Here is a 14,085-nt window from a genome sequence, read left to right as displayed (position 1 = left end):
ATAAGGCAACCTTACGGTTGCCTTTCCTGTTTATTCGTAGCTAAACAGGTCGCCACCGTGAAGGTCAATCATATCGAATGCCTTACCACCGCCGCGTGCTACACAAGTAAGCGGATCATCAGCAATAACAACTGGAATGCCCGTTTCTTCCATTAGCAATCTATCTAAGTCTTTAAGTAACGCGCCACCACCGGTAAGTACCATACCGCGCTCAGAAATGTCTGAAGCAAGCTCTGGCGGAGACTGTTCTAGCGCCACCATAACTGCTGAAACAATGCCGGTTAGTGGCTCTTGAAGCGCTTCAAGAATTTCGTTTGAGTTTAGCGTGAACCCGCGAGGTACGCCTTCTGCTAGGTTGCGACCGCGCACTTCAATTTCGCGCACTTCTTCACCTGGGTAGGCAGCACCTATTTCATGCTTGATGCGTTCAGCGGTTGCTTCACCAATTAGTGAACCGAAGTTACGACGAATGTAGTTGATAATAGCTTCATCAAACTTGTCACCACCAATGCGAACAGATGATGAATAAACTACGCCGTTAAGTGAGATAATGGCAACTTCTGTTGTACCACCACCAATATCGACCACCATTGAACCTGTAGCTTCTGATACAGGTAAACCCGCACCTATAGCAGCCGCCATTGGCTCGTCGATAAGATAAACTTCGCGGGCACCTGCACCCAATGCAGATTCTTTAATTGCGCGGCGCTCTACTTGTGTTGAACCACAAGGAACACACACTAATACACGAGGACTTGGGCGCAAGAAATTATTGTCATGCACTTGTTTAATAAAGTGCTGAAGCATTTTTTCAGTGACGTAAAAGTCGGCAATAACACCGTCTTTCATCGGACGAATTGCACGTATATTACCCGGCGTACGACCAAGCATTCGCTTAGCTTCTGCACCTACTGCTGCAACACTTTTTGGTCCTGCTGCGCGCTCTTGACGAATAGCTACTACTGAAGGCTCGTTCAGAACAATACCTTGGTCTTTTACATAAATCAGCGTATTAGCTGTTCCGAGGTCGATGGACAGATCGTTAGAGAACATGCCTCGAAGCTTTTTAAACATGAAGAGTGTATTCCTGTTTCTGTGTTAACGCGTATTTGCAAAGGTGAGATGGCGACGCTTTAACGTGAAGTCGATATTTATTCGCACACTTTAACAATGGGGGCTATTTTGGGCAAGTAATGCTGTAATTAAGTGACGAAATAACTGCATTTTTGCTTAGTAGTTTTAGCGCTTTACCCATGAAGGGATACCACACACGCGTTTCCAAATAATTTTAAAATTAGACCCACATAGTGACCCTGCGAAAATTAGAAGGTTCAAAAACAATTTGCTAATAATTTACATCTCTTTATGTTGGCGCCACTACGGTGTGCTACGCAACCAGCATTAAGACCAAACCGGATAACCTTCTTTGCTAATTATTGATTTGCTCGCGCTTGTAAATAATATTGTCGTTTCCTCGGTACACACCATACGTGAGCGTTGCGTTTGGGGGATTATCAGCTTCGCCATCTCCATCCCAATCCCACAATAGCCAAGCATCAGGCGTATAACTAACAGGATAATTGCCAGCACCGTTTGGTGATGACAGGCGTATTCCGTCACTATTTCTATAGGCTCCTTCACTTAACGACTCTTCCCCCGAAGAAACCAATTCACCAGATTCGTCATTCACGTTGTCGTGATCATAAGCCGTACAACTGTCATACTTATTAATTCGCCAATTATTTCCGTCCCAATATTGAGTGCGAAGCGGTAACAAAAGCGCTTCGTCGGCTGCACCGTAGTTATTTATCAACGTTGCACGACCGTAGGCAAAGCTGATTGAATCACCAAAATCGTCAACGCACTGACCGGAACAAGAAAGTCCATTGAAGTTTGCGCCCTCAATTTGTGCTTGGTCTGCCACCAGCGCAATGTGTGCTTCGAGGTAAGGCCCATCTACGCTGTTATCAGCAAGGCGACTAAATACGATATCGTTGTCAGAAAATGAAATAAGACCAGCACTGGCATTTTGCGGCCAACTTATTGAATTAATGTTTTCCAGCCTATTTAGCAAGCTTGTGCCGTGCTCGACTTGTAAGCTGATATTGATCAGTTTATCGAAACCATCGTAGTAGTTTGTGGTGCGGCTGCCATTTTGGTTAAGTGCGGTTAGCGAGAAGCTTACTTCGCTAATGGGTTGATCAAAGTAATTAAATGCACCATTGACGTTACATGCTGCTTCAACACTTCCGCTCAAGGCAAAATTAGAAGGTGCGAAACGCCCAACATTTTGCACCAGCCCTTGCACGGTGGTATCTGACAAATAAGTACTCTGTGCCGCAATGGAAATTGTACCTACCTCATCGTAATTAATACCAACGTTAACTTTACCTTCGTCGCTAAATAAAACACTGGGCAAGCTCAATGTACCCGTTGCGCCGCCACTAGGAAGTATATTTAAGGGTGTTAACAACGCGCTACCTGAAAAATGCTCCGCGGTATTATTATTTTCCAGTGCTGCAAAGTTATCTGGTATTCCATCGTCGTTACTGTCTTCACCATCGACCCACTGTACTGTTCGCAAGCCTAAGACAAAGTCTTCCCCTGTCAGTTTGAGCAGCGAACCATTCGCACTATTCGCGTAACCGTTAAGATTGGAGCTCGTGCCGCTATCATTTAAGATATTCATAGCAAAGCCGAACGGACGCACTTTAAAAGTATTAGAAGAACCTGCAATACCGCTTCGATTTGTTATGTCTGCTGACAACGACAACTCTCCCGCATCTGGGTATTGAATTGTAAAGGCAGCTCGCGAGTCAGCATCAAATTGAATAGGAAAGGTGCGTGGGGTTAGCCCCAGTTGATGTTCATTACCGTTATTGATAAGCAGTAGGGTGTTAGAACAATTACTCGAACTAGAACAGTTATAATTTAATTCAACATCGACAATTTGATTTTTTAGCGTGTCAGAATTCCCACATGCTTCGATAGCATAGGTCTTGCTGTTAAAGCCAGTGTCTGAAGGCTTACCAGAAAGCTGAGTAACGATGGTTTCTGAATCATCAGTGATATTCTTAAACACCAGCCCGTCGGATTCATACTTTATTTTACAGCTACCTAAATTCACTTCTTTACCACCGATAAAGCAACGCAATTGAGAAGATGGATTTTCTCCCGAAGTAGCAAGTTCAGGATCTGCGCCTCTTAGGCTATCGAGTGTTAGCGAGGTCTGCCCGATAAACGTTACGCTGTCGTCAGGCGACCATCGATAGTTACCGCTATTAACGGGCACTAAGTTGACTGTAGATGGCTGGGAGTAGAGTAAATCACAGTTGACGTCTGCACAGGCTTTTAGGGTAACTTCTTTCGCGGCGCAGCTACTACCCTTGTTATCAGCTAGTTCAAAACGATAGTGATTCAGTACTTCAATAACTTCCCGACCGCAGATGCCAGGAATATTGTTTGGCACTTCATTAGCCGTCACCCTCAGAGTAGCAGGTGAGCCAACGCCTCCTCCCGCGGTAAAGCGGCCTCTCAATGTGCCTTCAGACACATTGGCAAAGGTTATTTCACCTTTTGCTAAAACCAATGCGTTGGGGTTTGAGCCATCGATGACCACATCTCCGTCGACATAAATAGCGAGATAAGCCCCTTCAGCGACAGTGATATTTGCATTCACCATGGTGAACTTTGTAGCCACGCCACCAATATTGTCCCCCGGATCAGAAACATAAATTCGCGTGGGTGCAATTACGTTGTAGTTACCCGCCGCCATGGTTACCAGTTGACGGTTAAAATAATAATCCCCCGCTAAATCCCCTTCTGCTATCTCTGGGCCGCTATCGTCAATGGTAATTGTTGGTATCGCTCTCGCTTGTGAGTCGGTAAGCGCATCTGTGTTGTTCACGGTACAGTCGACAGGGTTCTGTCCGCATTTTGGGTAGTCTGCAGATCCACTTGTAGCGTCGGTGATAAACTGCTGTGCTGACAACACACCTGCATTTTCATCAATCATTCGGCTACCAGCTGCGAGTGAAATTGCGGAACCACTAAAAGCGGCAACCGCGCCAGGAAAGGCGTCATCACAACTAGGAACTTCACCACTAAACACAAACTCTGAAGTCATAGCCAGAATGCTAGCGTCTTCTTCAGTGTGGTTGCGCTCAGAGTCTAAGCTTCTATCCTCATCTACACGCAGTCCAAGCCTATTTTTGTTTACGCCGCAGCTGCGAAGCCAACCGCCGTCGCCGCCGTTTCTACTTATTTTACTGGCTGCAACCAAAGGAGTTTGCGCATAGTTATTTTTAAAGTCATTTCGAAAGCAACCATCGTCCCACCCCTGTATGCGTACGTCGGCAAAATCGGCTTCCCAAACCACTTCAATACCATTGTCATCGAAAAATCTACGATTGAATCCCTCTGTTGTCGCCATGTAAGCTACCGTTTCATTGCGTGTAACTGGCGCATAATCTGTTTCAGACGCTTCCAACGCCATAAAATAAGACGGTGCTTCATACTTTGCTGCAATAGTTAGAAACGGTAACAAATGTTCGTTGGGTGGCTTCTTTCCATTAACGTCAACTTGGTTATTTAACGTTTGAATAGAGTGAAAGAAAACAGGCTGTTCACCAAAATCAGTTTCAAGTGAAACGCGAGCATATCTCGCATTTTCTTCGCCCACCTTCAAGGGGCCGTTAGGTTCATACCAAGGAGAGCTTGTCGATGCCTGAATAGTCCCCCCTCCGAGCTCCATCTTACCGACTTCAACAATATCACCGTCAGGAAATTCATGAACGCCATACGCAATCGCTAAGTAATGTGCTCCCATCGTGATATGTGGACCATCTTCTCCAGAAGGCTCAAGGGGCAGCGCTTCAAAACCTGTGCGGGTAACATTGCGAATTTTGACAATCGCTGGGTTGCTACCTTGATTGGTAGACAGCATAAACACCGCTGGCGGCTCGTCGTATACCTGTGAAAAGCTAATGGTTGTCCACTCTGCTTTATTGTAGGTGTTTTGAAGTTCGATGAACCTGCCTTCGATTTGAGGGACGGCTTGCACAGCTAACGCTTGTATAAACAAGGCACAAATCAAAAAGAGTCGAGCAACAGAATTACAGTATGTCATTATTCTTCCTGCCTTACTTCAACAAGAACGCGTTTTGAGGTTTCGAGCTGGCCGGTACTGCACTGCGCTTCGGCCCCTAACGCATAAACCCTTATTTCACCAGCGGCAACCTCAGGCTCTTCGACTTCAGTTTCCACCTCACAAGATAGCGTAATCGTACAATTCTGCATGTTAGCCACACTAATAACTACCGGCTGCGTTATGACTGTGCACGCCGGATTATCGCCGTTAATTAGCCTAGAAATAGCGACTTCCATCCCACTTTGCGCCGCTAAGTAAGCACGAGCGCCATAATATTCAATGGATTGCTGGCGAATATTCGATGAGATTTGATTAGACAGCGCAATACCAAGACCTAAAAGTATAATACTAATGATAATTGCTACAATGGTGGTTGAGCCTTGTTGGCGCGCTGGAGAACCAGACAACCCAACAGGACGTTGGCCTATACGATACTTTTTTTGTTGGCGTGTTTTACTATGGCACATTAGGGAAATGCACCTCGTGTACAACCGATATCTGTTCATCGTCACTGCTTTGTAATGTCATTTGCAGTTCGATTAAGCCATTTTGCCGTAACCCTGCAGTGACCACATTCGCACTCCACGAAACCACATTAGTACCAAGGACGCCCGACGTAGCACCTTGCGTCCTAATTAAGCGTTCACCTTGAACGGTAGATGTTCTACAAACGGTTACTTGCGCTTCAGGAATAAAGAAGCGCTTTCCCGGTGAAGATTGTGTATTGGGGGCACTGAGTGTGAGGTCATATTGATTATCGCTAGTGGGATCGGAAGCGGCGTCGGCAATATCATCTATTATTCGCCCGTTATCATTCACGCTCTGCGGGTTTGTTGGGTATATAACAAGAGTGTCGTCCTTACTCAACTGACTATTGAACACGACTACGTGCATAGGGTTATTAAACGCGTCGCCCACATAGGTGCCACTTTCCTTAATAGGGTAGTAAGAAAGACACCCCAAACTCGAATCGAATGACACAGAGTTTGGAACCACATTACGCAGTTCTTTCTCGAGCCGCAAAATAATAAAGCGCGCATCTGAAACAAGGCGGGTACGCTCTGCGCCGGTTATATAGATTTGTGCACTTAAAGAAATCACTTGAGCTACAGATACGCTAATCACACCTAAAATAGTGATCACTAAAATAAGCTCTATAAGTGTAAAACCGCGCTGGCGTCTTGCTTTTGGTAGGGACATTAATAGCTCCCTCGATAAGCGCTAAAGTTGTAAACTTGGCCGTCTGGTGCCGTAACTGCGATGTCAATACGTTTAAACGTTAGGCCGTCTGTTGGCGTACTGTCGTTTAGGTCACTGTCGTAATCTACCGTTACGGTAAAACCGAAACTGCTATAGTTTCCGCCCACATCGTTAACTGTGTACCCGTTGTAATCGTCTACATCGTCGTAGTCGTCTTCGCTCGCTTCTTCTGGGCCAAGTGTTGTTGAGCAATTTCCTTTGGCATTACAGGTTTCAAATGGCGGGCTTCTGTCGCTATTTTCATCATAAGAGCGACTAAGAATGTCATTCATTAAAGACTGCCCTAATTTCGCCGCTTTCACCTGACGAAACGGCTCTGCGGTTTGTTCAGCTTGCGGGACAATAAGCGACAGTACTACGGTTAGGCTAATCGTAAATACAACAATACCAATAACTAACTCTAATAAAGTAAAGCCTTCACTGTGTTTTCTACACGTAGGAAACATTGCGCTAGCACGCATAAACGGCTCCCTCACTTTGTAAACACATAGCAAAGGTACTTATTTGAATTTTGCAATCTGTTGAACAGGCAATGTTTCGCGGCCTGCCGAACCCATCAAACTGGATTTGAGAAAAGCTATTGCCGTTTTCATCGGCCGTTTGAAAAGTAAAGTCGGTGCTTGATGCATCGACTACCTGATCGGCATCAAAAGCGGTAGAAAGGGCGTTCGTACAATCGTGGCCAGCGGGAGGGGCAATGATTGTGGCGGTTATTTTCACACAGCTAGTGTCTTGCACATTTTGCATAGCACGAAACTGAATGTTACGAACGACTTGAAGTGTGCGATCGCGAAGGGCGATAGCTTCTTCCGTATCGTTACCAAGAAAGCGAGGTGCGGCGGTTACCGCCAGCACCCCAATAACCAATATGGTTATGATAAGTTCTACTAATGTAAAACCGGTTTTCTTCACATTACTGAACGCAAGTTGTCACGTTTATGGTAGGACGTTCACCCTCTCCCGTAGAATTGGTGTATGTAATCGTACAAGGTGCATTCGCCGCTGACGGAGGAGTAGTGCTGTATCCGGTATAACCCGAGTAGTAAATCAAAATTACTGCTGGATCTGAACCCGCCACATCAGCGGTCAGGTAATCGCCACCGTCATTAATGTCTGCATCTAGCAAATTAGTGAGATTGGTCGCTGCAGATGCGTCCGGGTACCCGTATACCGTATTAACGCTTGAGCTGCCCACATCTACTGAACCAGTCTCCGCACTTGCTTGGCCATTGATTAAAGCCTTTCCGTAGACAACAGACGCTGCAGACTCAATTGATCCGGCAATTCCCTGTAATACAGAGTCACGCGCATCATCTTGAAGGTTCAAAAACTTAGGTGCTGCGGTTACCGCTAGAATACCCAGCAGCACGATAACAATGATTAACTCGATTAGGGTAAAACCCTGTTGTGTTGATACTTTTTGCATAATTAAACTTCCTAGGTATTAATTAAAAAACAGTAACCTGGCCAGTGGCTGGGTTGTAAGTGAAACCGTCGTACGTTGCACCATCTGGCGTTCCGTCTGCCGGTGCTGAGCTATTAGGTAAGCCCATAGATTCAACTAAGTAGTAAACACAAAGTGTATTTGCACCTGAGTCGTCCTCACGAACGGCATATCTGAAATCAGCAACAACGGTGTCGTTCGTCGACGTTGTGTTTGTTGGTGCTGACTGAAGAATTAGGTCAAATACGTTTTTGCATTCAGTGTCGTTAACGGTAGAAATAAGTGTGTTGCCTGTAGAGCTTCCCGTTGGGTAACCAATGGTGCCGTCTACCCCTACTTGCGTTTGATCGTAAGTGATTACAGTGCCGTTCCCATTTCCATTGTTTCCGCTCGGACGGCCTTCAACTTCCCACTGCGCTCTTACAAGACCTACTGCTGCGGCAAAACCACCAGCAACACCTTCAACACTTGCTTCACGAGCTTCATCAGTAACATCAATAAAGCGTGGTAATGCTGTGGCCGCAAGCAACCCTAGAATGATTACAACAATTATCAGCTCGATTAGCGTAAAGCCTTGTTGCTTGGTTTTCATAACATCTCCTTGATGATGATAAGGCGAATCGTGCCGCCGTTTAATCAACTGTTTCTTTGCCTGACAACGCCGCTACCAGCGTTATATTCAAACCAAATCTCTCTTCCCCAAAAGAAAGCACATTGTAAGTAACCGTTTGCATAATGGTCGCTTACAGACACTGTTGACAGCGCTTCACCTTCTCTTAAGGTTGCAAGAGTCAGCATGTATTCGCACGCATTCCCCTGTTCTTTTTTAAGTCCTTCGGGCCAGCCTTTTTCATTAATGTATAGCTCTGCCGCCACATCTTTGTGTTGTTTAACTTTGCCACCAGCGTCAAACTCAGTTTCGTAAATAAGCACAGTATCTTGCTTAGTCTTTATCCACTGTGCCCTGGCTAACATCACCACTCGCTGAAACTGTGCGACCGCGTTCTCTTTGTTAACCTTTTCCGCTTCATCAATAATTGGTGTCGCGTAAAACACGTATGTTGTCCCAATAACAGCAAGCAATACGCCTATAACAACAAAATTAAGTAACCCCGTTTTGGTGCTTGCCACGCTTTTCCCCGTTTATAAAGCGCTTTATCAGCCGCCTTTCACCGCCGACATCATGTTCCACATTGGCGTAAATATGCCAAGCGCCAGGATCAATACCATTACCGCAACAAAACCAATCAAAATAGGTTCGATTTTGGCCGTTAAACTTTTCAAGTCGAAGTCAACTTCACGTTCGTAATAGTCAGCACTTTCTTCTAACAACGGTTCTAGCCGCCCAGTCTCCTCACCTACTGCAATCATCTGTAGTACAAGTGTAGAAAACAGTTCGCTATTTTTCGAAACTCTAAGCAAACTTTCGCCTTTTTCGATCCCTTGCCGCATTTCTTTAATGCGCTTTCGCATGTGCGCGTTATCAACGGCGTCGGCAGTAAGTGAAAGTCCTGCGGTTAAAGGCACGCCGGCACGCAAGATCATTGAAAAACTTCGGCTATATCTTGAAAGTAATGATCGCTCAATAATGCTGCCCACGATAGGCAACTTTAGTTTAAATTTGTCCCATTTGAGTCGTCCATTAGTCGAATTAACGTATTGTTTAACAGCGAAAATCCCTCCCACAATCACAAAAATTAGCAGCCACCAATAGTTCACAAAGAAATTGGAAGTTCCAATTAACACGCGGGTCATAATTGGAAGTTCGGTGTCAAAGCGCTCAAACATTTGGGTGAACACTGGCACAACAAATAGATTCAAAATAAACATGGCAATTGCTAGCGCAATTAACACAAAAGTGGGATAGCGCAGCGCCGATTTGATGCGCTTGCGGGTTTCTTGCTCGCGTTCGAAATAGAGGGCAAGCTGTAAGAATACGTCGTCTAATTTACCGGTATTTTCACCTACCACCACCACGGATATGGTAAGCCTCGTAAACACCTTTTCATATTTAGCCATGGAAGAAGACAGGCTTCGTCCCTGCTCTAACTGGTCTGCAATATCTTTCAAAATCTCTTGAAAGCGTTTATGCGAAGCATTTTCGCTTAGGCCTTTAATGGCGCGAATAATGGGGATACCGGCTTTTAGCAATGAGTACATTTGGCGAGAGAAAATGATCATTTCATCCAGTCCCACCTTTTGTTGAAATAAACGCGTGATATCGAAGCCGTCTCCTTCATTTTCTGCACTGCGTTTTTTTGATTCAACAATGGTAAGAGGCACAATGTTTTGTGACAGCAAGGCTTGTGCTGCGGCTTGCGCTGACGCGGCTTCTATAATTCCTTTTTGCGGCCCGCCTTGCGTTGACTTACCTGCGTACTTGAACTGTGGCATTAGTGATTCACCACTTCAGGAACAAATTCAGCGACTTTGAACACTTCATCTAAAGAAGTTTTGCCCTGAGCTGCGTAGTCCAGCGCCATGTGAGATAAAGGAACAAAGTCTTTATTCGCCTTAGTCGCATCTACGAAGCCCTGCGTGTCGTCTTCACGCAAGGCCTCCATCATGTCCTCGTTCATTTCCAGAAATTCAAAAACACCTATCCGGCCTTTGTATCCTGTGTGATTACAGCTGTTGCACCCGCGTCCTTTGTAGAAGGTGGCAGTGGCTAATTCAGGTTTCAAGAAGCCAGCCCACGCTTGTTCTTGGGCGGTTGCAGGCTTTTCTTCTTTACAGTTCTCACACACCCTACGAACCAGACGCTGTGCAAGCACTCCTCGTAATGAAGTAGCAACCAAATACGGCGCCGCGCCCATATCGATAAGGCGAATAGCGCTGGTTACTGAGTCGTTGGTGTGCAGCGTACTTAATACCAAGTGGCCGGTTAATGCACCTCGAAGACCAATCTCTACGGTTTCTTGGTCACGCATTTCCCCCACCATTATAATGTCAGGGTCTTGACGTAACGTAGTGCGAAGAATGGCGGCAAAGTCCAGCCCAATTTTGGCATTAACCTGAACTTGGTTGATTCGCGGTAGACGGTATTCAATGGGGTCTTCAGCCGTTATGATTTTAAGGTCAGGCTTATTGAGTTCGCTAAGTGCCCCATACAGAGTCGTAGTTTTACCGGAACCCGTAGGCCCCGTTACCAGGATCATACCGTGGGGACGATTAATGGCAGCTCTAAATTTCTCTGCCATAGCATCGGGCATACCGGTTTGGTCTAGCGTTAGAAGGCCAGCAGACTGGTCTAATAAACGCATAACTACCGCTTCTCCGTTGGCCACTGGCATGGTCGACACACGCACATCTAAGGTGTGTCCTTTCACTTTAATATTAAATCGCCCGTCTTGTGGAATACGCTTTTCAGATATATCCAAGCCAGACATGAGTTTGAGTCGTAGTACCAGCGCCGACGCTATTTTCACTTGGTTGAGCGTGTTTTCTTGCAAAACGCCGTCGACACGTTGACGAATGCGCAGGATTTTTTCATCGGGCTCGATGTGAATATCTGATGCCCTAACTTGAACGGCATCTTCAAATATGGAGTGAAGCAGCTTAACGACCGTAGCATCCGAGGTGGTGTCATCAAGGGCTGACAACTCAAAATCAGCCTCGTCTGCATACTCTTCACCTAGTTTTTCAGCAAACGACGCGATGTCCTGGGTACGGCGGTAAACAGAATCAAATGCCTCTAGCATTTGGTTCTCTTGTACGATAGCCAGCTCAATGGTTCGAGGAGCGACTAACGGGCCCAGCTGGTCTAAGCCTCCCAAGTCCGTTGGGTCGCTCATGCCCAGCAGCACTTCATCGTCGTCCGCTTCTAACACCAAGGCACGGTAGCGACGTGCGTAAGTCTCTGGGATAAGCTGAGCTTGCTCTGGATCTATACGGCGCTGTGTTATATCCAAGAAAGGAATATTTAGCTGCTGTGCCAAGAAGCGAAGAAGCTGGGGTTCGCCGATAAAGCCCAAATCGATAAGTGTATCCCCCAGTTTGCGCCCTGACGTTCGCTGCGCCGCAAGCGCATTGTCAAGCTGCTCACTGGAGATAATGTTTTCGTGAACGAGTAAGTCGCCAAGGCGCATCTTTAATCGAGGTCGCATTAAGGCTGCTCCTGTAAATCAGTTAGACGCGAGTTTGCATATTGTGCAGATGCAGAGGAAAGCCCGCCAATGGCGAGTGCCCTGGAATAAGATGATATCGCCAGGCTCTCATCTGCCAATGCGTCATAATTCACCCCTAGTGCCAACCACCATTTCGCATTATTAGGCTGTAGCGATGTCATAGCGCTGAATGCTGATATCGCTTGATCTGACTTATTGATGGTTTGAGCAGAGGTGCCCTTTAAAATTAGATAGTCGGCACGGCCTTCGGCTAACGCTTTAGCATCCAAGCTATCAGGCATCAAATTCAATACTTCTTCGAAGCGGCTTTCCTGCACCAGAATTTTGGCCATTAGCTCTCGCCAAATTAATTCGCTAGGCGAGATCACAACGCCCTCTGAAAGTACCTGCAGTGCCTGTAAATTATTGCTTTGTCCAAAATAAAGTGCAGCCAGCTGCTTGCGCGCCTCGTCATTTTGCGGAAAGGTTGCCAGTGCTAGCGTGAAGCTTTTTTGAGCCTCATCAAAAATGCCAAAGTTATACGCTTTAAGTCCTGCTTCTAAATGCACTGCACTTTGTTGTTCAGGTGACTTAGGTGCTACCTCAACTACAAGCTCTCTGGTTATGATATTTGTGGGTTTAGGCTCTGCGGCCTTCGAGCTTGAGGGTTGTGTTTTGCTAACCGCAGACAGTTCTGATTGAGGGCTACTGGCGTTTTCGCTGTTATTGACGTTTGACGCATTCACATCATCAGCTGTGCTGTTTGCTGATACCGTAGTTGTAACCCGTTTTCTGTATTGAGCTTCATCATCTTCAAGGGACTCATCAACGGTATTGAAAACCAACTCAGCCACATCTGACGTACTGTTTTGTAGCGCCATATCACTTTCAGATAACGGGGTTGATTGCATTCCTTGTGACGGCGCATTTATATCTGCTGTGCTATCGGCAACGCGCTCTGATATTGTACTTTTAGCAGGCGGGTTGTTAACGCTCGGGGCACTTGAAACGGCCGTTGTGCTTAATCCATCTTCATTTTTTTCGCGATGGGAAGTACCAGATAAAAGTGTAATTACTAACCATACTACAAACACCAAAACGGCGATGATCATGAGCGCTTTTGGCCACACTGGACGTTGACTGACTTCAACGGTTGGCGGCAAACCAAAGTCTTCACTTTTATTGCGTTCATCCAGTGACTTTAAGGTGTCATTCAAAATACTCATATGCCACCTGCGCCGTATACATGTAGTACACTTGCAACTGCCACCACAGCAAGCGACAAAATAACAAGACTCTGCCTTGGGACAAGTCGGCGTTTACAGTCATGTGTATCGAAAACGGCGCTTAGGGTATGTGACCAGGTCGCCGACGCCTTGCCCTGACCATATGCGCGCAAAAGAATCTTATGACAAACTATGTTAACCAAGCGAGGCGTCCCCTTGGTAACCAACGCTATAAATGCGCGCAGTCCTCTAGATATCAACTGCTCGTTACCACCTGCTGTCGTCAACCGGTGACCAATGTAGTAATCGACTTCGGCTGACGTCATTGAGCGTAAAGTGTAGGAAAAACTTATTCGCTGGCGGATTTGTCTTACTTTAGGGTTTGCCAGGTTGTCATCCAGTTCAGGCTGTCCAAACAAGACAATTTGAAGCAGCTTACTTTTTTCCGTTTCCAAATTGCTAAAAAGACGCAGCATCTCAAGAGCATCCCAACTCAGCGACTGCGCTTCGTCAATGATTAATACCGCTTGTCGCCCCTCTTTTTTAAGGGCTAATAGCTTTGTCTCTATTGCATTATGCAAGCCTTGATTATCACTATTTCCTTCCGTAACAATGCCTAACTCTCTCGCAAATGCTTGGCGTAATTCATCAGGCGAAAGGTATGGATTGGGTAAATAGCAGGCTACAAATTTATCAGACAGATGATTAATTAATTTACGGCATAACAATGTCTTACCTGTACCGACTTCACCGGTTACTTTTATAAAGCCTTCAGACATACTCAATGCTGATAAAATGACTTTCAACGCTTCATTGTGTGGCGCAAGCGCACAAAAGAAATCCGTATTCGGCGTAAGTGAAAACGGCATATCTGTGAAGTGAAAAAAGCCCTGATACATA

At 45.9% G+C, this 14,085-nt stretch carries 13 protein-coding genes; all 13 read right to left on the bottom strand.

All coding sequences use genetic code 11. The features are described 5' to 3' along the window. Positions 1–30: 30 nt before the first annotated feature. The 13 genes from NO989_RS04045 to NO989_RS03985 all read right to left on the bottom strand — a co-directional run bounded on the left by NO989_RS04045 (position 31) and on the right by NO989_RS03985 (position 14,084). A complete protein-coding gene (locus tag NO989_RS04045) occupies positions 31–1,074 on the bottom strand; it encodes a rod shape-determining protein (protein ID WP_014947909.1) in 1,044 nt (347 codons plus the stop codon). A 355-nt stretch (positions 1,075–1,429) separates the two neighbouring features. After that, positions 1,430–5,128, bottom strand: a complete 3,699-nt coding sequence (locus tag NO989_RS04040) for a DUF6701 domain-containing protein (protein ID WP_371342063.1) — start codon at positions 5,126–5,128, stop codon at positions 1,430–1,432. Continuing rightward, positions 5,128–5,616 carry an agglutinin biogenesis protein MshP gene (locus tag NO989_RS04035; protein ID WP_110289001.1) on the bottom strand — a complete coding sequence of 163 codons (489 nt, stop codon included), beginning with the start codon at positions 5,614–5,616 and terminating at the stop codon, positions 5,128–5,130. Before NO989_RS04035 ends, NO989_RS04040 begins: the two co-directional genes overlap by 1 nt. After that, the gene (locus NO989_RS04030; RefSeq protein WP_049588419.1) at positions 5,606–6,349 is read right to left on the bottom strand and encodes a type II secretion system protein; all 744 of its coding nucleotides are present in this window, start codon (positions 6,347–6,349) and stop codon (positions 5,606–5,608) included. The genes NO989_RS04035 and NO989_RS04030 overlap by 11 nt, the downstream gene beginning before the upstream one ends. Continuing rightward, the gene (locus NO989_RS04025; RefSeq protein ID WP_049588420.1) at positions 6,349–6,870 is read right to left on the bottom strand and encodes a prepilin-type N-terminal cleavage/methylation domain-containing protein; all 522 of its coding nucleotides are present in this window, start codon (positions 6,868–6,870) and stop codon (positions 6,349–6,351) included. Before NO989_RS04025 ends, NO989_RS04030 begins: the two co-directional genes overlap by 1 nt. Further along, the gene (locus NO989_RS04020; RefSeq protein WP_049588421.1) at positions 6,860–7,321 is read right to left on the bottom strand and encodes a type II secretion system protein; all 462 of its coding nucleotides are present in this window, start codon (positions 7,319–7,321) and stop codon (positions 6,860–6,862) included. Before NO989_RS04020 ends, NO989_RS04025 begins: the two co-directional genes overlap by 11 nt. A gap of 1 nt (position 7,322) precedes the next feature. Further along, positions 7,323–7,835, bottom strand: coding sequence for a type II secretion system protein (locus tag NO989_RS04015; RefSeq protein WP_049588423.1), 513 nt, complete (start codon positions 7,833–7,835; stop codon positions 7,323–7,325). 22 nt (positions 7,836–7,857) lie between these two features. Next, a complete protein-coding gene (locus NO989_RS04010) occupies positions 7,858–8,445 on the bottom strand; it encodes a prepilin-type N-terminal cleavage/methylation domain-containing protein (RefSeq protein WP_049588424.1) in 588 nt (195 codons plus the stop codon). A 44-nt stretch (positions 8,446–8,489) separates the two neighbouring features. After that, entirely contained in the window at positions 8,490–8,984 is a 495-nt protein-coding gene (locus tag NO989_RS04005) for a hypothetical protein (protein WP_049588426.1), read from the bottom strand. A gap of 27 nt (positions 8,985–9,011) precedes the next feature. Next, positions 9,012–10,247 (bottom strand): type II secretion system F family protein, encoded by a 1,236-nt coding sequence (locus NO989_RS04000; RefSeq protein ID WP_371342062.1) that lies wholly within the window; start codon positions 10,245–10,247, stop codon positions 9,012–9,014. After that, the gene (locus tag NO989_RS03995; protein ID WP_049588429.1) at positions 10,247–11,959 is read right to left on the bottom strand and encodes a GspE/PulE family protein; all 1,713 of its coding nucleotides are present in this window, start codon (positions 11,957–11,959) and stop codon (positions 10,247–10,249) included. The genes NO989_RS04000 and NO989_RS03995 overlap by 1 nt, the downstream gene beginning before the upstream one ends. Continuing rightward, the gene (locus NO989_RS03990) at positions 11,959–13,185 is read right to left on the bottom strand and encodes a tetratricopeptide repeat protein (protein WP_371342061.1); all 1,227 of its coding nucleotides are present in this window, start codon (positions 13,183–13,185) and stop codon (positions 11,959–11,961) included. The genes NO989_RS03995 and NO989_RS03990 overlap by 1 nt, the downstream gene beginning before the upstream one ends. Further along, entirely contained in the window at positions 13,182–14,084 is a 903-nt protein-coding gene (locus NO989_RS03985) for an ExeA family protein (protein WP_371342060.1), read from the bottom strand. Before NO989_RS03985 ends, NO989_RS03990 begins: the two co-directional genes overlap by 4 nt. Position 14,085: the final 1 nt, after the last annotated feature.

The sequence above is a fragment of the Alteromonas sp. DY56-G5 genome (assembly GCF_041414725.1).
Taxonomy (GTDB): domain Bacteria; phylum Pseudomonadota; class Gammaproteobacteria; order Enterobacterales; family Alteromonadaceae; genus Alteromonas; species Alteromonas macleodii.
The sequence above is the reverse complement of the archived record's forward strand: the minus strand, read 5'-3'. Positions and strand labels throughout refer to the sequence as shown.